Genomic DNA, 17,294 nt, shown 5'->3' on the forward strand with positions numbered 1-17,294 from the left:
GCCAACGCGGCTTTTCCGGTTCCGACTGCGCCATTGCCAAGCTCTTCGGGGCCAGCATGGAGATGCGTGGTGATAGGCATCACAGTTTTGTTTCGACTCGCTAATACTTGCTTGCTGGGGAACAGGGTGCGGCGTATCGTGTTTTGGTATCGACCCGATACCAATAGCCATTCGCCCGGCAACCAGCACCAGCAACCTAGTGCAGGACCCGGTGAAAGTCGATGGAGGACATACAAATGGCCATCGCATCAGCCCCCCGGACCCTGGACAGCGCCGACCGGCGCTACCTGTCCACCGTCATGACCAAGGCGCTCCTGAGCGAGGAAGAGGAACTCGACCTCGCCCGGCGCTGGCGCAACGACGGCGACCAGCGCGCCATGCAGCGCCTGGTGACCGCCTACCTGCGTCTTGTGGTCGCCACATCCACGCGTTTCCGCAATTACGGCCTGCCGATGCCCGACCTGATCCAGGAAGGCAATATCGGCCTGATGCTGGCCGTGAACCGCTTCGACCCCGAGCGCGGCGTGCGCTTCTCGACCTATGCCGCCTGGTGGATCCGCTCGTCGATCCAGGAATACGTGCTGCGGAACTGGTCGATCGTGCGCTCCGGCACGTCGGCCGGCCAGAAGGCGCTGTTCTTCAACCTGCGCTGGCTGCGGGCCAAGCTGGAGCGGGCCGGTGGCAGCATGAGCCAGCTCGACAACGCCTCGCGTGATGAAATCGCCAAGGCGCTGAAGGTGTCGGCCAAGGACGTCACCAACATGGCCGAACGCCTGTCGGCCCGCGATCACTCGCTGAACGAGACCGTGGGCGGCGAGGAGGGCGGTGACGCCTTCCAGGATTTCCTGGTCGATCCGGGCCCGTCGCCCGAGGAGATCGTCACCACCAAGATGGATGGCGGCCAGCGTCATGTCTGGCTCACGGAGTCGCTGAAAGAGCTGAATCCGCGCGAACAACTGATCATCGTCGAGCGCATGCTCAAGGATGAGAAGGCGACGCTGGAAGAGCTGGGCGGCCGTCTTGGCGTGACCAAGGAACGCGTGCGCCAGATCGAGACCAAGGCCTTCCGCAAGCTGCAGAGCGCAGTTCAGCGCAAGGCCAAGCAGGCCGGCGAAAAGATCGTCGGCAAGCTTGAGGATTTGAGTAATCTCCTTCCGGCCTGAGCTTACCCCTAAATTCGCCCACCCCCTGCTTGACATCGGGGTGGGCGACGGGTAAACCGCCGCCTGCCGCGGGGGTGTAGCTCAGTTGGTTAGAGCGCCGGCCTGTCACGCCGGAGGTCGCGGGTTCAAGTCCCGTCACTCTCGCCATTCCCCGCCGGCATCCTTTCCCTAAAAATCCGACCTGTCCTGCCATCCGGCTGCCTATTGCCGTATGCTGATCGATTCGCCCCGGTCATACCGGAGATGGCTCTGCGAGCGATTCTCAAAAAGCCGAAAATCGGTTTTTGGCCGGTAACTTGCGGGGTTTTTGACCCGCGAAGGCGTGTTGCGGCGCGACACGGAACCGGCTAGAACAGCCACGAACTCGGACGGGTGGGACCGGTCTGGGAAGTCACTGTTTTCGGAGGGGAATGACCGTGGACGCCCTGCTGCGGGAATATCTGCCGATCCTGCTTTTTCTAGGCCTCGCCATCGTGCTGGCCGTGGTTCTGGCCCTGCTGCCCTTCGTGGCCGCCAAACGCGCGCCTGACCCCGAGAAGAATTCCACCTACGAATGCGGTTTCGAGCCCTTTGGTGACTCGCGCAAGCAGTTCGACGTGCGCTTCTACCTGGTCGCCATCCTGTTCATCATTTTCGATCTTGAAGTGGCCTTCCTGTTCCCCTGGGCGATCAGCCTGGGCGAGATCGGCGTCTATGGCTTCTGGTCGATGATGGTCTTCCTGGGCGTGCTGACCATCGGTTTCATTTACGAGTGGAAGAAGGGGGCTCTGGAATGGGAGTGAGCAACACCATGCAGGTGGCCCCCAAGACGAGCACGGCGATTCAGGCCGGCGGCTCGCAGGACGAGTTCTTCAAGGACATTTCAGACGAGCTGGCCGACAAGGGCGTGGTCATTTCCTCGCTCGACAAGCTGGCCAACTGGGCGCGTACCGGTTCGCTCTGGCCGATGACCTTCGGTCTGGCCTGCTGCGGCGTCGAGATGATCCACGCCTACATGGCGCGCTACGATCTCGATCGTTTCGGCTCCATGCCGCGCGCCTCGCCCCGCCAGTCCGACGTGATGATCGTCGCCGGCACGCTGACCAACAAGATGGCGCCCGCGCTGCGCAAGCTCTACGACCAGATGGCCGAGCCGCGCTATGTCATCTCGATGGGCAGCTGCGCCAACGGCGGCGGCTACTATCACTATTCCTATTCGGTGGTGCGCGGCTGCGACCGCATCGTGCCCGTCGACGTCTATGTGCCGGGCTGCCCGCCGACCGCGGAAGCGCTGATCTACGGTCTGCTGCAGTTGCAGAAGAAGATCATCCGCACCGGCACCATCGCCCGCTGAAGAGAGCCACATGACCGACAGCAACGCTCTTCGCGCCCTGGGTGACCATGTCGCCGCCCGTCTGTCCGGCGCTGTGCTGGACAGCGCGATCACGCATGGCGAGCTGACCATCCAGGTGCCGGCCGAGCGCATCGTCGAAGTAATGACCTTCCTGCGCGATGACGCCGCGTGCCAGTTCTCTGAGCTGGTCGACATCACCGGTCTGGACTGGCCGGAGCGCGCCAAGCGCTTCGACGTCGTCTATCACCTGCTGAGCATGGTGAAGAACCTGCGCATCCGCCTGAAGGTGCAGACCGACGAAGAGACGCCGGTGCCGTCGATCGTCAGCGTCTACTCGGCCGCCAACTGGTTCGAGCGCGAGACCTGGGACATGTATGGCGTGATGTTCTCCGGTCATCCGGACCTGCGCCGCATCCTGTCGGACTACGGGTTCGAGGGACATCCGCTGCGCAAGGATTTCCCGCTCACCGGTTATATCGAAGTCCGTTACGACGAGGCGCAGAAGCGCGTGGTCTATGAGCCCGTGCAGCTGACGCAGGAATTCCGCCGCTTTGATTTCATGAGCCCGTGGGAAGGCGCGAAATACGTGCTGCCCGGCGATGAGAAGGCGGCGGGCGAGGGGCAGAAGTAATGGCCGAAGTTACAATCGCCAACTACATGGTCAATTTCGGGCCGCAGCATCCTGCGGCTCACGGTGTGCTGCGTCTGGTCATGGAACTCGACGGCGAGATCGTCGAGCGTTGCGATCCGCATATCGGCCTGCTGCATCGCGGCACCGAGAAGCTGATCGAGCATAAGACCTACCTGCAGGCGGTGCCGTATTTCGACCGCCTCGATTACGTCGCGCCGATGAACCAGGAGCATGCCTTCGCCCTGGCCGTCGAGCGTCTGCTCGGCCTGGAAGTGCCGGCGCGCGGCCAGGCGGTGCGCGTGCTGTTCGCCGAGATCGGCCGTCTGCTCAATCACCTGCTGAACGTGACGACTCACGCCCTCGACTGCGGCGCCATGACGCCGGCGCTCTGGGGCTTCGAGGAACGCGAGAAGCTGATGGAATTCTACGAGGGCGTTTCCGGCGCCCGCATGCATGCGGCCTATTTCCGTCCCGGCGGCGTGCACCAGGACCTGCCCAAGGGTATGGACGAAGCCATCGTCAATTACCTGCCGCGCATGCTGAAGGTAATCCAGGACATCGAAGGCCTGCTGACCGAGAACCGCATCTATCGCCAGCGCAACGTCGATATCGGCGTGATCAGCGCCAAGGATGCGATGGACTGGAGCTTCTCGGGCGTCATGCTGCGCGGTTCGGGTGTCGCCTGGGATCTGCGCAAGTCGCAGCCCTATGACGGCTATGAGAAGTATGACTTCGACATTCCCGTCGGCAAGAACGGCGACTGCTTCGATCGCTATCTCTGCCGCATCGAGGAAATGCGTCAGAGCGCGCGCATCGTCGAGCAGGTCATTGCGAATATGCCGACCGGGCCGATTGCGTCGGACGACCGCAAGGTGGTGCCGCCCAAGCGCGGTGAGATGAAGCGCTCGATGGAAGCGCTGATCCATCACTTCAAGCTGTACACCGAGGGCTATCACGTGCCCGAGGGTGAGACCTATGCCGCCGTCGAAGCCCCCAAGGGTGAGTTCGGCGTTTACCTGGTATCCGACGGCTCGAACAAGCCGTATCGCTGCCGCATCCGCGCTCCGGGCTTCCCGCATCTGCAGGCCACCGACTTCATGTCGAAGGGCTACATGCTGGCCGACGCGGTCTCCATTGTTGGCAACATGGATATCGTGTTCGGAGAGATCGACCGATGAGTGGCGTCCATATCGCACCGCCCGAGCTTCAGCCGGCCAGCTTCGCCTTCACGGCGGAGAGCATGGAACTGGCGAAGATGCATATCGCCAAGTATCCGGCCGGCCGCCAGCAGAGCGCGGTGATGCCGCTGCTGGATATCGCGCAGCGCCAGCATGACAACTGGGTGCCGCAGGCCGCGATCAAGTATATCGCCGAGCTGCTGGGCATGCCGTCGATCCGCGTGCTGGAAGTCGCCAGCTTCTACACGATGTACAACCTCGCGCCGGTGGGTAAGCACTTCGTGCAGGTCTGCACGACCACACCCTGCTGGCTCGCCGGTTCCGACAAGGTGCTGAGCGCCTGCAAGAAGCATCTGGGCCTCAATCCGGGCGAGACCTCGGCCGATGGCCAGTTCACCGTGATCGAGGTGGAATGCCTCGGCGCCTGCGTGAACGCGCCGATGCTGCAGTACAACGACGACTTCTTCGAAGACCTCAACGAAGAGTCGACGGGCAAGATTCTGGAAGCGCTGAAGCGCGGCGAGAAGCCGAAGCCCGGCCCGCAGAACGGCCGTCTGTCGTCCGAGCCGCTCGGCGGCGCGACGACTCTCACTACCTTTAATCCTGCCGGTGCCGCCGGCGGGAATGACGACTGAGGCGGAGCCAGACCATGCTTCAGGATAAAGACCGCATCTTCACCAATCTCTACGGCCAGCAGTCGTGGCGCCTCGAGGCTGCCCGCAAGCGTGGCGACTGGGACAACACCAAGGCCATCCTCGACAAGGGCCAGGACTGGATCATCGACGAGATGAAGAAGTCCGGCCTGCGCGGTCGCGGCGGTGCCGGTTTCCCGACCGGCATGAAGTGGTCCTTCATGCCCAAGCAGTCCGATGGTCGTCCGAGCTATCTCGTCGTCAATGCCGATGAAGGCGAGCCGGGCACCTGTAAGGACCGCGACATGATGCGCCACGATCCGCACAAGCTGGTCGAGGGCTGCCTGGTTGCCGGCTTCGCCATGCGCGCGGTCGCGGCCTATATCTACATCCGCGGTGAATTCTATCGCGAGGCCGAGAACCTGCAGGGCGCCATCGACGAGGCCTATGCGGCCGGTCTGATCGGCAAGAATGCCTGCGGTTCGGGTTACGACTTCGACGTCTTCGTACATCGCGGCGCCGGCGCTTACATCTGCGGCGAAGAAACCGCGCTGATCGAAAGCCTGGAAGGCAAGAAGGGTCAGCCGCGCCTGAAGCCGCCGTTCCCGGCCAACATGGGTGTCTGGGGCTGCCCCACCACCGTCAATAACGTCGAGAGCATCGCGGTTGCGCCGACCATCCTGCGTCGTGGCGGCGACTGGTTCGCCGGCATCGGCCGTCCGAACAACACCGGCACCAAGGTCTTCTGCATTTCCGGCCATGTGAACAAGCCGTGCAACGTGGAAGAGGAGATGGGCATCCCGCTGAAGGAGCTCATCGAGAAGCATGCCGGCGGCGTGCGTGGCGGCTGGGACAACCTGCTGGCCATCATTCCGGGCGGCTCGTCCGTGCCGCTGCTGCCCAAGGCGATCTGCGACGATGTGCTGATGGATTTCGACTCCTTGCGCGCCCAGCGTTCGGGCCTTGGCACGGCTGCCGTTATCGTCATGGACAAGTCGACCGACGTGGTGCGCGCGATCGCGCGCCTGTCCAAATTCTACAAGCATGAATCCTGCGGCCAGTGCACGCCGTGCCGTGAAGGCACCGGCTGGATGTGGCGCGTGATGGAGCGCATGGTTCAGGGCCGCGCTGAAAAGCGCGAGATCGACATGCTGCTCGAAGTCACCACGCAGGTGGAAGGCCACACGATCTGCGCACTCGGCGATGCCGCCGCGTGGCCGATCCAGGGTCTGATCCGGCATTTCCGTGGCGAGATCGAACGCCGCATCGATTCCTATCATTCGGGCGCGCCGGTCATGCCGGCGGCGGCTGAGTAGGCGGGGGAAGGGTAACAATGCCCACGTTGACCATCGACGGCATCCAGGTAACGGTCGAGCCTGGCACCACCGTGCTGCAGGCCTGCGAGCTTGCCGGCAAGGAAATCCCGCGCTTCTGCTACCACGAGCGCCTGACCATCGCCGGCAATTGCCGCATGTGCCTGGTCGAGCAGGAGAAGGCTCCGAAGCCGATTGCTTCCTGCGCCATGCCTGCCGCCGACAACATGGTGATCAAGACCGACACCCCGCTGGTCAAGAAGGCCCGCGAAGGCGTGATGGAATTCCTGCTGATCAACCATCCGCTGGATTGCCCGATCTGCGATCAGGGCGGCGAATGCGACCTGCAGGACCAGTCGCTGGGCTACGGCAAGGGCAGCTCCCGCTACGACGAGAACAAGCGCGCCGTCAAAGACAAATATATGGGCCCGCTGGTCGAGACCGTGATGACCCGCTGCATCCATTGCACCCGTTGCGTGCGCTTCGCCACCGAAGTGGGCGGCGTGCCGGAGCTGGGCGCGATCGGCCGCGGCGAAGACATGCAGATCACCACCTATTTGGAACAGGCGATGACGTCCGAGCTTTCGGGCAACGTGATCGATCTCTGCCCGGTCGGTGCGCTGACCTCCAAGCCCTATGCCTTCACGGCGCGGTCATGGGAACTGCGCAAGACCGAAAGCATCGATGCGATGGACGCCGTCGGCGCCAATATCCGCGTCGACGTACGCGGTCGCGAAGTGATGCGGGTGCTGCCGCGCGTGAATGAGGACGTGAACGAGGAATGGCTCTCCGACAAGAGCCGCTTTGCTTATGACGGCCTGAAGGCGCGTCGCCTGGACCGTCCGTATGTGCGCAAGAACGGCAAGCTGCAGGAAGCCACCTGGCCCGAAGCCTTCGCCGCCGTCGCGGCCGGCATGAAGGGCCTGCAGGGCAACCAGATCGCTGCCATTACCGGCGACATTGCCTGCGGCGAAAGCATGACGGCGCTGAAGGACCTGATGGGCAAGTTCGGTTCGTCGAACCTCGACTGCCGTCAGGATGGCGCCAAGATCGATCCGTCGAACCGCGCCGGCTACATCTTCAATAGCGGCATCGCCGGCATCGAAGAGGCCGACGCGATCCTGATCGTGGGTAGCAATCCGCGCCGCGAAGCTGCCCTGATCAATGCCCGTATCCGCAAGCGCTACCTCACCGGTAAGGTGAAGATCGCGCTGATCAGCAGCGAACAGCCGCAGCTGACCTACAAATACGATTATCTCGGCGCCGGCGCCGCCACGCTGAAGGACATTGCCGAGGGCCGTCATGCCTTCGCCGACGTGCTGAAGGGTGCGCAGAAGCCGATGATCATTCTCGGCCAGGGCGCGATTGCCCGCGCCGATGGTGCTGCCGTGCTGGCGCTGGCCAAGCAGGTCGCCGACACCGCCGGCCTGGTCAAGGATGGCTGGAACGGCTTCAACATGCTGCACACCGCGGCCGCCCGCGTCGGCGCGCTCGATCTCGGTTTCGTTCCGGGGCAGGGCGGCAAGGACGTTGCAGGCATCATGGCCGCTGCGCAGTCGGGCGAGATCAAGGCCGTGTACCTGCTGGGTGCCGACGAGATCGACACCGCCAAGCTCGGCTCGGCCTTCGTGATCTATCAGGGCAGCCATGGCGATGCCGGTGCGCGCCGCGCCGACGTGATCCTGCCGGGCTCGGCCTATGTCGAGAAGGACGCCACCTGGGTGAATACCGAGGGCCGCGTTCAGCTCGGCCGTCGCGCTGCCGCGCCTCCGGGCGATGCCCGCGAGGACTGGGCCATCATCCGAGCGCTGTCCGAGCATGTCGGCCACAAGCTGAGCTATGACAATCTCGGCATGCTGCGTCGTCGCATGCTGGAGATCGCGCCGCATTTCTCGGCCGTCGACAAGCTGACCAAAGCTGCCTGGGGCGCCTTCGGCACCGCCGGCAGCGTTACCGATGCGCCGTTCGTCTCGGCGGTTGCCGATTTCTACCTGACCAATCCGATTGCCCGCGCCTCGGCCACCATGGCCGAATGCTCTGCCATCGCGCGCGGCGTCGCCATGCCGAAGACGGGTACCCATGACTGAGTCTCTCTGGCAAACCCTCTGGACTGGCTACGTCTTCCCGGGCGGGCTGATCCTTGTCCATATCCTGATGCTGACGGTGCCGCTGCTGATCGCGGTGGCTTACCTGACGCTGATGGAACGCAAGGTGCTGGCGGCGATGTCGCTGCGCATGGGCCCGAACGTGGTGGGTCCGTTCGGCCTGCTGCAGCCGTTCGCTGACGCCGCCAAGCTGATCTTCAAGGAAACCATCATCCCGTCGGGCGCGAACAAGTTCCTGTTCATTGCCGCGCCCTGCATTACCTTCATCCTCGCGCTGATCGCCTGGGCAGTGATTCCGGTGGGTGAGGGCTTGGTGATCGCCAACATCAATGTCGGCGTGCTGTATCTCTTTGCCATCTCGTCGCTGGGCGTCTACGGCATCATCATTGCAGGCTGGTCGTCGAACTCGCGCTACGCCTTCCTCGGCGCGCTGCGCTCCTCGGCCCAGATGGTGTCCTATGAAGTTTCGATGGGCTTTGTCATCATTACGGTGCTGCTCTGCGTCGGGTCGCTGAACCTGAGCGCCATCGTGCAGGCGCAGAAGACGGTGTGGTTCGCCATTCCGCTCTTCCCGATGTTCATCGTCTTCTTCATCTCGGCTTTGGCCGAGACCAACCGCCATCCTTTCGATCTGCCCGAAGCCGAAGCCGAGCTCGTTGCCGGCTACCAGGTCGAATATTCCTCGATGGCCTTTGCGCTGTTCTTCCTCGGCGAATACGCCAACATGATCCTGATGTCGGGCATGACGACGATCCTGTTCCTGGGGGGCTGGTTGCCGCCCATGGACATCGCGCCCCTCAACTGGATTCCTGGCATCGTCTGGTTCTGCCTCAAGATTTTCGTGCTGCTGTTCGTGTTCATCTGGGTGCGCGCCACCGTGCCGCGCTACCGCTACGATCAGCTGATGCGTCTGGGCTGGAAGGTCTTCCTGCCGTTCTCGCTGTTCTGGGTGGTGGCCACCGCGGGCGTTCTTCTCGCCTTCGACCTGCTGCCGAAAGGGGTCTAGGCCATGGCTTTGCTCGATCGCGGTGCCCGCACCATCTTCCTCTGGGAAGTGGTGAAAGGCCTCGGCCTGACCTTCAGCTACATGTTCAAGCCGCGCGCCACGGTGAACTACCCCTATGAAAAGGGTCCGCTCAGCCCGCGCTTCCGCGGCGAGCATGCACTGCGCCGTTACGCCAACGGTGAAGAGCGCTGCATCGCCTGCAAGCTGTGCGAAGCGATCTGCCCGGCACAGGCCATCACCATCGAGGCCGAGCCGCGCGATGACGGTTCGCGCCGTACCACGCGCTACGACATCGACATGACGAAGTGCATTTATTGCGGCTTCTGCCAGGAAGCCTGCCCGGTGGATGCCATCGTCGAAGGCCCGAACTTCGAGTTCGCCACCGAAAGCCGCGAGGAGCTGTTCTACGACAAGGACAAGCTGCTGGCGAATGGCGAACGCTGGGAATACGAGATTTCGCGGAACATCGCCGCGGACGCGCCGTACCGTTGAGCGCGCTGCAGGCGGGGGAGTAGAGCATGATCATCCAGGCCTTGGCCTTCTATCTGTTCGCGGCGATCACCGTGGCCTCCGGCTTCATGGTGATCTCGTCGCGCAATCCTGTGCACAGCGTGCTCTTCCTGATCCTGGCCTTCTTCAATGCGGCCGGCCTGTTCGTGCTGATGGGCGCCGAGTTCCTCGGCATGATCCTGGTGATCGTCTATGTCGGCGCGGTCGCGGTGCTGTTCCTGTTCGTCGTCATGATGCTCGACATCAATTTCGTCGAACTGCGCCAGGGCTTCCTGCAGTATCTGCCCATCGGTGGCCTGATTGGCGCCATCCTGCTGATCGAACTGGCGTTGGTACTGGGCGGCTGGGTGCTGACCCCGGCGGCGCTGTCGGGTGGCACCGATCCGATCCCGGCGATGGACAAGGTCACCAACACCCATGCGCTGGGTGCGGTGCTCTACACCAAATACATCTACCTGTTCCAGGGCGCGGGCCTGATCCTGCTGGTCGCCATGATCGGCGCCATCGTGCTGACGCTGCGCTCGCGTCCGGGCGTGCGTCGCCAGAGCATCAGCGTGCAGGTCAACCGCCTGCGCGAGGATGCGGTGGAGATCAAGAAAGTCGAGACGGGCCAAGGTCTCAAGGGGGGGGGCATCTGACATGACCATCGGTCTCGGACATTATCTGACTGTCGCCGCCATCCTGTTCACGCTCGGGATCGTCGGCATCTTCCTGAACCGCAAGAATGTCATCGTCATCCTGATGTCGGTTGAGCTCATGTTGCTCGCCGTCAATCTGAACCTGGTGGCTTTCTCGACCCATCTGAACGACCTGGTCGGTCAGGTCTTCGCGCTGTTCGTGCTGACCGTGGCTGCCGGCGAGGCCGCCATCGGCCTGGCGATCCTGGTGGTCTACTTCCGCAACCGCGGCACCATCGCGGTTGAAGACATCAATATGATGAAGGGCTGAGACGACGATGACGATGTACCATCTGATCGTTTTCCTGCCGCTTCTGGCCGCCTTCGTCGCCGGCCTGTTCGGCCGCCGCATTGGCGACAATGCGGCCATGGCCGTCACCTGCGTATCGGTGATCATTTCCGCCATCCTGTCCTGGGTGGCCTTCTACATGGTCATCCATGGTGGCCAGGTCGTCACCATCAAGGTACTCGACTGGATCGATTCCGGCAGCTTCAGCGTCGACTGGGCGCTCAAGATCGACCAGCTCACCGCCGTGATGCTGGTGGTGGTCAACACCGTGTCGGCCGTGGTGCATGTCTATTCCGTTGGCTACATGAGCCATGACGAGCACCGTCCGCGCTTCTTCGCCTACCTGTCGCTGTTCACCTTCGCCATGCTGATGCTGATCACGGCGGACAACTTCGTGCAGCTCTACATGGGCTGGGAAGGCGTGGGTCTGGCCTCGTATCTGCTGATCGGCTTCTGGTTCAAGAAGCCCTCGGCCAACGCCGCCTCGATCAAGGCCTTCGTGGTCAACCGCGTCGGCGACTTCGGCTTCGCGCTCGGCATCATGGCGCTGTTCCTGGCCACCAACGCCGTCACCTTCGATGCGGTGTTTGCGGCTGCCCCGGCGCTGGCCGGCAAGACCTTCCACTTCCTGTGGAAGGACTGGGACATCCTGACCGTCGCCACCTTCCTGCTGTTCCTCGGCGCCATGGGCAAGTCGGCCCAGCTCGGCCTGCACACCTGGCTGCCCGACGCGATGGAAGGCCCGACCCCGGTGTCGGCACTGATCCATGCCGCGACGATGGTGACTGCCGGCGTCTTCATGGTCGCCCGCTGCTCGCCGCTGTTCGAATACGCGCCTGACACGCTGGCCTTCGTCACCGTGATCGGCGCCTCGACCGCCTTCTTCGCCGCCACGGTTGGCCTGGCGCAGAACGACATCAAGCGCGTGATCGCTTATTCGACCTGCTCGCAGCTCGGTTACATGTTCTTTGCTTTGGGCGTCTCGGCCTATCCGGCCGCGATCTTCCATCTCTTCACGCACGCCTTCTTCAAGGCGCTGCTGTTCCTCGGCGCCGGTTCGGTGATCCATGCCGTTGATGGCGAGCAGGACATGCGCCACATGGGCGGCCTGTGGAAGCACATCAAGGTCACTTATGTGATGATGTGGATCGGCTCGCTCGCACTGGCCGGCTTCCCCATCTTCGCCGGCTACTATTCCAAGGACATGATCCTCGAAGTGGCCTACGCCGCGGGCGGGGTAGGGCAGTACGCCTACATCATGGGCATGGCCGCCGCGATCCTGACCGCCTTCTATTCCTGGCGCCTGCTGTTCATGACCTTCCATGGCAAGCCACGCGCCGACCATCACGTGATGGAACACGTGCATGAAAGCCCGATGATCATGCTGGCGCCGCTCGGCGTGCTGGCCTTCGGTGCGGTCTTCGCCGGCATCGCCTTCCACGATGGCTTCATCGGCCATCACTGGAAGGAATTCTGGGGCAGCTCGATCCTGATCCTGGATAACCACAAGGCCATGGAAGAGGCGCATCACGTGCCGTTCCTGGTCAAGGTCGGTCCGATCATCGTCGGCGTCATCGGCATCTTCATTGCCTGGATCGCCTATATCCGCGACACCACGCTGCCGCATCGCGCTGCAGCCCAGCAGCCGATGCTGTACCAGTTCCTGCTCAACAAGTGGTATTTCGACGAGCTGTACGACCGCGTCTTTGTGCGTCCGACCTTCTGGCTCGGTCGCCTGCTGTGGAAGGGCGGCGACGGCAAGATCATCGACGGCCTCGGCCCCGATGGCTTTGCCTCCACGGTCATCCGGCTGGCCAAGCGCGCCAGCGTGCTGCAGACCGGCTACGTCTATCACTATGCTTTCGCCATGCTGATCGGCGTCGCGGCGCTGGTCACCTACTTCTTCAGTTCGATGGGGCACTAAGTCATGTCCAGCATGCCCTTGCTTTCGATTGTCACCTTCCTGCCGCTGATCGGCGCGGCTTTCATCTTCCTGGTCCGTGGCCCGGAAGAGCTGGTGGCGCGCAACGCGCGATCGGTCGCGCTGTGGACCACCGCGATCACCTTCTTCGTGTCGCTGCTGATCTGGTTCAACTTCGACAACAGCACCGCCAACTTCCAGTTCGTGGAAAAGGCGGCCTGGGTCGGGGCGGGGATCAACTACCACATGGGCGTCGACGGCATTTCCATGCTGTTCGTCATCCTGACCACCTTCCTGATGCCGTTCTGCATTCTCGCCTCGTGGGAAGCCATCGAGCATCGCGTCAAGGAATACATGATCGCCTTCCTGGTCATGGAAACCCTGATGATCGGCGTGTTCTGCGCGCTCGACCTGGTGCTGTTCTACCTGCTGTTCGAAGCCGGCCTGATCCCGATGTTCCTGATCATCGGCATCTGGGGCGGTAAGCGCCGCATCTATGCCAGCTTCAAGTTCTTCCTCTACACGCTGCTCGGCTCGGTGCTGCTGCTGCTGGCGCTGCTGTATATGTACTTCACCGCCGGCACGACCGACATCCCGAGCCTGATGAAGACCGGGCTGTTCTCGGCGCAGGCGCAGACCTGGCTCTGGCTGGCCTTCTTCGCGTCCTTTGCCGTGAAGATGCCGATGTGGCCGGTGCATACCTGGCTGCCCGATGCCCACGTCGAAGCGCCGACGGCCGGTTCGGTCATTCTGGCCGCCGTGCTGCTGAAGATGGGTGGCTACGGCTTCCTGCGCTTCTCGCTGCCGATGTTCCCGATCGCCTCGGAATATTTCGCACCCTTCGTCTTCACGCTGTCGGTCATCGCCATCGTCTATGCCTCGGTGGTGGCGCTGGTACAGGAAGACATGAAGAAGCTGATCGCCTATTCGTCGGTCGCCCATATGGGCTTCGTGACCATGGGCATCTTCGCGCTGAACACCCAGGGCATCGAGGGCGCGATCTTCCAGATGCTCAGCCACGGCATCATCTCGGGCGCGCTGTTCCTCTGCGTCGGCGTCGTCTATGACCGCCTGCATACACGCGAGATCGCGCGTTACGGCGGTCTGGCCAACAACATGCCGAAATACGCCGTGGTCTTCATGCTGTTCACCATGGCCAATGTCGGCCTGCCGGGCACTGGCGGCTTCGTCGGCGAACTGCTGACCCTGGTCGGCGCCTTCCAGGCCAACACCTGGGTCGCGCTGATTGCCACCTCGGGCGTGATCTTTGCTGCCGCCTATGCGCTGTATCTCTATCGTCGCATCGCCTTTGGCGAACTGACCAAGGATGACCTCAAGGCCATGACCGACATGACGCCGCGCGAGATCGCGATCTTCGCGCCGCTGGTGATCATGACGCTGTGGATGGGTGTCTATCCCGCACCGTTCTTCGATGTGATGGCCGTGTCAGTCAAGCACCTGCTTGACCAGCACCAGACCGCCATGGCCACCGCCAAGGCGCTGGCCACCGCTGCCCGTTAGGAGTGAACCCGTGACCGCTGCCACCATGCCGCTTCTGGCGCCGGCCTATCCGGAACTCTTCCTCGCCATCGCCTCGATGGCCATGCTGATGCTCGGCGTCTTCCGGGGCGACGGCTCGGCCCGTCTGGTCTCCTGGCTCAGCGTCGCCGTCCTGGCTGTCACCATCGTTCTGGTCGTTATGCAGCCGGCCGCGACTGCGGTCACCTTCGGCGGCATGTTCATTTCCGACGCCTTCGGCCGTTTCGCCAAGGTGCTGATCCTGCTCGGCTCGGCCTTCGCCATTATTCTGTCGCTGGGCTATGTGCGCAGCGAGAAGATGGACCGCTTCGAGTATCCCGTGCTGATCCTGCTGGCCAGCACCGGCATGCTGATGATGGTCTCTGCCAACGACCTGATCGCGCTGTATCTCGGCCTCGAGCTGCAGTCGCTGTCGCTCTACGTCCTGGCGGCCTTCAAGCGTGATTCCACCCGCGCCACCGAAGCGGGCCTCAAGTATTTCGTGCTGGGTGCGCTGTCGTCGGGCATGCTGCTCTACGGCGCCTCGATGATCTATGGCTTCGCCGGCTCCACCAACTTCGCGCTGATCGCCAAGGCGCTGGCCGGCAGCCATCAGGGCTCGATCGGCCTTGTGGTCGGCATCGTCTTCCTGTCGGCGGGCCTCGCCTTCAAGGTCTCGGCCGTGCCCTTCCATATGTGGACGCCTGACGTCTATGAAGGCGCGCCGACCCCGGTGACGGCCTTCTTCGCCGTCGCCCCCAAGGTGGCCGCCATGGCGCTGTTCGTGCGCACGATCCTGACGCCGTTCCATGGCATCGCCCATGACTGGCAGCAGATCATCATCGTGATCGCCGTGCTCAGCATGATCCTGGGCGCCTTTGCCGCCATCACGCAGACCAATATCAAGCGCCTGATGGCCTATTCCTCCATCGGCCATGTCGGCTATGCCCTGATCGGCCTGGCGGCCGGCACGGAAGAGGGCGTGCGCGGCATCCTGATCTATCTGGCCATCTATCTGGCCATGAATGTCGGCACCTTCGCCATCATCCTGTCCATGCGCCGCGACGGCCAGATGGTCGAGGGCGTCAGCGATCTGGCTGGTCTGGCCAAGACCCATCCGGGCATGGCGCTGTTACTGGCCGCCTTCATGTTCTCTCTGGCGGGCGTGCCGCCGCTGGCCGGCTTCTTCGGCAAGTTCTACGTCTTCATGGCCGCCATCAACGCCAAGCTCTATGTGCTGTCGGTGATCGGCGTGCTCAGCTCGGTCGTGGGTGCCTATTACTACCTGCGCATCGTCAAGCTGATGTATTTCGACGAGGCGACTGCGCCGCTGGCCAAGCCGGTGGGCCGCGAGCTCGGCGTGGTGATGACCGTGACCGGGCTTTTCACCATCCTGTTCTTCGTCATTCCGGCGCCGATGCTCAATCTCGCCGGCGCGGCAGCAAAGTCGCTGTTCCCCTGATCATTGTCCCGAACGCCCGGACTCCCTCATGAAGTGGGATCTCCGGGCCTTCGACACCCTCGACAGCACCAACGAGGAAGTCCGTCGCCAGGCCGAGGCCGGCACGAGCGAGGGCTTTGCCGCGCTGGCGCGCCAGCAGACCGCCGGCCGTGGCCGTCGTGGCCGCAGCTGGGACTCCCCGCCGGGCAATCTGTTCCTCTCGCTGCTGCTGCGCCCCAAAGCCACGCCGGCCCTGGCGGCAACACTGTCTTTCCTCACCTGCGTGGCGCTGGCCGATGCGGTCGACTTGGCCATGCCGGGCCTGCCGCTGGCCACCAAATGGCCGAACGACCTGCTGGTCGGTGGCGCCAAGGTGGCTGGCATCCTGCTGGAATCCCGCACCACGCCTGAGGCCACGCTCGACTGGGTGGCGGTCGGCATCGGCGTGAACCTGAAACACCATCCCGAGGGCACGCCCTATCCGGTGACTGACCTTAGCCGGCATGGCATCGACGTGACGCCTGAAACCTTCGCCGAGTGGCTGCTGGCGCGCTACGGCTACTGGTACGGCCGCTGGCAGGCCGAAGGTTTCGCGCCGGTGCGGACTGCCTGGCTGGCCCGGGCACAGGGTCTGGGCAAGCCTGTGGTCGTGCGATTACCGGATGTGGAATTGCATGGCCGTTTCGCCGCGCTGGATGACAGTGGCGCGCTTTTACTGGAATTGCCGGACGGGCGCATGCAGACTGTGACCGCCGGCGACGTCTTTCCGGCCGCTTGAGACCAAGAGGGACGCATGCTGCTCGCCATCAATGCGAACAACACCAACGTCAAGTTCGGCGTCATCGACGGTGACCGCATCGTCGGCGAATGGCGGCAGCATACCTCGGCCATGCGCACCGCCGATGAACACGCCGTCTGGCTGTTGCAACTCATGCAGATCGAGGGCATTGACCCGAAAAGCATCACCGGGGCGATCATCGCCAGCGTGGTGCCGCAGGCCACCTTCAACCTGCGCCGGCTCTGCACCCGCTATTTCAATACCGAGCCGCTGGTGCTGGGCGAGCCCAATGTCAAATACGGCATCGAGATCAAGGGGCAGGGTGCCGGTGCCGACCGCATCTGCAACACCGTCGGCGCCCATGTGCTGTTTCCCAAGGCCGCCATGATCGTGGTCGATTTCGGCACGGCGACCACCTTCGATGTAGTCGATGAAGCGGGTGCCTATTGCGGCGGCGTCATCGCACCGGGCATCAATCTCTCCATCGAGGCACTGGTCAGCGCCACGGCCCTGCTGCCCCGGATCGTGGTCGAGAAACCCAAGACGGTGATCGGTGTTAACACCGTGGCCTGCATGCATTCGGGCGTGTTCTGGGGCTATGTCGGGCTGATCGACGGTATCGTCGCCCGCATCCGCGAGGAATTCGGCCGCCCGATGAAGGTGATCTCCACCGGCGGCCTGGCTCCGGTTTTCGATGGCTCGACCAATGTGATCGAGCAGATCGTGCCCGATATCACCGTTCGCGGCCTGATCGAGATTTACCGTCGCAGTACACAGTAATTATTGAAAGCCGGGATGT

Annotated in this window: 17 protein-coding genes and 1 tRNA gene; all 18 read left to right on the forward strand. The window is 63.1% G+C overall.

The window, feature by feature from the left end; genetic code table 11:
* Positions 1–236: 236 nt before the first annotated feature.
* Complete coding sequence (locus AC1RRE_RS11390) at positions 237–1,163, forward strand: RNA polymerase factor sigma-32 (protein WP_492981254.1); 927 nt, start codon at positions 237–239, stop codon at positions 1,161–1,163.
* Between the two features lie 70 nt (positions 1,164–1,233).
* Positions 1,234–1,310: transfer RNA gene (locus AC1RRE_RS11395), tRNA-Asp, on the forward strand.
* A gap of 269 nt (positions 1,311–1,579) precedes the next feature.
* On the forward strand, positions 1,580–1,945 hold the full coding sequence (locus AC1RRE_RS11400) for an NADH-quinone oxidoreductase subunit A (protein WP_492981356.1): 366 nt from the start codon (positions 1,580–1,582) through the stop codon (positions 1,943–1,945).
* A complete protein-coding gene (locus AC1RRE_RS11405; RefSeq protein ID WP_492981255.1) occupies positions 1,936–2,496 on the forward strand; it encodes a NuoB/complex I 20 kDa subunit family protein in 561 nt (186 codons plus the stop codon). The genes AC1RRE_RS11400 and AC1RRE_RS11405 overlap by 10 nt, the downstream gene beginning before the upstream one ends.
* Positions 2,497–2,506: 10 nt before the next feature.
* Positions 2,507–3,127: an NADH-quinone oxidoreductase subunit C gene (locus tag AC1RRE_RS11410; protein ID WP_492981256.1), complete on the forward strand. Its 621-nt coding sequence runs from the start codon at positions 2,507–2,509 to the stop codon at positions 3,125–3,127.
* Positions 3,127–4,305: an NADH-quinone oxidoreductase subunit D gene (locus AC1RRE_RS11415; RefSeq protein WP_492981257.1), complete on the forward strand. Its 1,179-nt coding sequence runs from the start codon at positions 3,127–3,129 to the stop codon at positions 4,303–4,305. The genes AC1RRE_RS11410 and AC1RRE_RS11415 overlap by 1 nt, the downstream gene beginning before the upstream one ends.
* Positions 4,302–4,940 (forward strand): NADH-quinone oxidoreductase subunit NuoE, encoded by a 639-nt coding sequence (nuoE, locus tag AC1RRE_RS11420; RefSeq protein WP_492981258.1) that lies wholly within the window; start codon positions 4,302–4,304, stop codon positions 4,938–4,940. Before AC1RRE_RS11415 ends, nuoE begins: the two co-directional genes overlap by 4 nt.
* A 14-nt stretch (positions 4,941–4,954) precedes the next feature.
* Positions 4,955–6,253, forward strand: coding sequence for an NADH-quinone oxidoreductase subunit NuoF (nuoF, locus tag AC1RRE_RS11425; RefSeq protein WP_492981259.1), 1,299 nt, complete (start codon positions 4,955–4,957; stop codon positions 6,251–6,253).
* Between the two features lie 17 nt (positions 6,254–6,270).
* Positions 6,271–8,337, forward strand: a complete 2,067-nt coding sequence (nuoG, locus tag AC1RRE_RS11430; protein ID WP_492981260.1) for an NADH-quinone oxidoreductase subunit NuoG — start codon at positions 6,271–6,273, stop codon at positions 8,335–8,337.
* Positions 8,330–9,361 (forward strand): NADH-quinone oxidoreductase subunit NuoH, encoded by a 1,032-nt coding sequence (nuoH, locus tag AC1RRE_RS11435; RefSeq protein ID WP_492981261.1) that lies wholly within the window; start codon positions 8,330–8,332, stop codon positions 9,359–9,361. The genes nuoG and nuoH overlap by 8 nt, the downstream gene beginning before the upstream one ends.
* Before the next feature lie 3 nt (positions 9,362–9,364).
* On the forward strand, positions 9,365–9,853 hold the full coding sequence (nuoI, locus tag AC1RRE_RS11440; protein WP_492981262.1) for an NADH-quinone oxidoreductase subunit NuoI: 489 nt from the start codon (positions 9,365–9,367) through the stop codon (positions 9,851–9,853).
* Between the two features lie 26 nt (positions 9,854–9,879).
* Positions 9,880–10,509, forward strand: coding sequence for an NADH-quinone oxidoreductase subunit J (locus AC1RRE_RS11445; RefSeq protein WP_492981263.1), 630 nt, complete (start codon positions 9,880–9,882; stop codon positions 10,507–10,509).
* A 1-nt stretch (position 10,510) separates the two neighbouring features.
* The gene (gene nuoK, locus AC1RRE_RS11450) at positions 10,511–10,819 is read left to right on the forward strand and encodes an NADH-quinone oxidoreductase subunit NuoK (protein WP_492981264.1); all 309 of its coding nucleotides are present in this window, start codon (positions 10,511–10,513) and stop codon (positions 10,817–10,819) included.
* Positions 10,820–10,832: 13 nt separating this feature from the next.
* Entirely contained in the window at positions 10,833–12,761 is a 1,929-nt protein-coding gene (gene nuoL, locus AC1RRE_RS11455) for an NADH-quinone oxidoreductase subunit L (protein ID WP_492981357.1), read from the forward strand.
* A gap of 3 nt (positions 12,762–12,764) precedes the next feature.
* A complete protein-coding gene (locus AC1RRE_RS11460) occupies positions 12,765–14,279 on the forward strand; it encodes an NADH-quinone oxidoreductase subunit M (protein ID WP_492981265.1) in 1,515 nt (504 codons plus the stop codon).
* A 25-nt stretch (positions 14,280–14,304) separates the two neighbouring features.
* Positions 14,305–15,738 (forward strand): NADH-quinone oxidoreductase subunit NuoN, encoded by a 1,434-nt coding sequence (gene nuoN, locus AC1RRE_RS11465; protein ID WP_492981359.1) that lies wholly within the window; start codon positions 14,305–14,307, stop codon positions 15,736–15,738.
* 28 nt (positions 15,739–15,766) lie between these two features.
* Positions 15,767–16,495 (forward strand): biotin--[acetyl-CoA-carboxylase] ligase, encoded by a 729-nt coding sequence (locus tag AC1RRE_RS11470; RefSeq protein WP_492981266.1) that lies wholly within the window; start codon positions 15,767–15,769, stop codon positions 16,493–16,495.
* A gap of 15 nt (positions 16,496–16,510) precedes the next feature.
* A complete protein-coding gene (locus AC1RRE_RS11475; protein ID WP_492981267.1) occupies positions 16,511–17,275 on the forward strand; it encodes a type III pantothenate kinase in 765 nt (254 codons plus the stop codon).
* Positions 17,276–17,294: the final 19 nt, after the last annotated feature.

It is taken from the genome of Ferrovibrio sp. GW821-FHT12D07 (assembly GCF_058807275.1).

Coding starts and splice junctions, on each gene's coding strand:
- AC1RRE_RS11445 (WP_492981263.1), top strand. CDS start 9,880: ATGATCATCCAGGCCTTGGCCTTCTATCTGTTCGCGGCGATCACCGTG.
- nuoN (WP_492981359.1), top strand. CDS start 14,305: ATGCCGCTTCTGGCGCCGGCCTATCCGGAACTCTTCCTCGCCATCGCC.
- AC1RRE_RS11405 (WP_492981255.1), top strand. CDS start 1,936: ATGGGAGTGAGCAACACCATGCAGGTGGCCCCCAAGACGAGCACGGCG.
- nuoI (WP_492981262.1), top strand. CDS start 9,365: ATGGCTTTGCTCGATCGCGGTGCCCGCACCATCTTCCTCTGGGAAGTG.
- nuoE (WP_492981258.1), top strand. CDS start 4,302: ATGAGTGGCGTCCATATCGCACCGCCCGAGCTTCAGCCGGCCAGCTTC.
- AC1RRE_RS11415 (WP_492981257.1), top strand. CDS start 3,127: ATGGCCGAAGTTACAATCGCCAACTACATGGTCAATTTCGGGCCGCAG.
- nuoK (WP_492981264.1), top strand. CDS start 10,511: ATGACCATCGGTCTCGGACATTATCTGACTGTCGCCGCCATCCTGTTC.
- AC1RRE_RS11410 (WP_492981256.1), top strand. CDS start 2,507: ATGACCGACAGCAACGCTCTTCGCGCCCTGGGTGACCATGTCGCCGCC.
- AC1RRE_RS11475 (WP_492981267.1), top strand. CDS start 16,511: ATGCTGCTCGCCATCAATGCGAACAACACCAACGTCAAGTTCGGCGTC.
- nuoF (WP_492981259.1), top strand. CDS start 4,955: ATGCTTCAGGATAAAGACCGCATCTTCACCAATCTCTACGGCCAGCAG.
- nuoL (WP_492981357.1), top strand. CDS start 10,833: ATGTACCATCTGATCGTTTTCCTGCCGCTTCTGGCCGCCTTCGTCGCC.
- nuoH (WP_492981261.1), top strand. CDS start 8,330: ATGACTGAGTCTCTCTGGCAAACCCTCTGGACTGGCTACGTCTTCCCG.
- AC1RRE_RS11460 (WP_492981265.1), top strand. CDS start 12,765: ATGTCCAGCATGCCCTTGCTTTCGATTGTCACCTTCCTGCCGCTGATC.
- AC1RRE_RS11390 (WP_492981254.1), top strand. CDS start 237: ATGGCCATCGCATCAGCCCCCCGGACCCTGGACAGCGCCGACCGGCGC.
- nuoG (WP_492981260.1), top strand. CDS start 6,271: ATGCCCACGTTGACCATCGACGGCATCCAGGTAACGGTCGAGCCTGGC.
- AC1RRE_RS11470 (WP_492981266.1), top strand. CDS start 15,767: ATGAAGTGGGATCTCCGGGCCTTCGACACCCTCGACAGCACCAACGAG.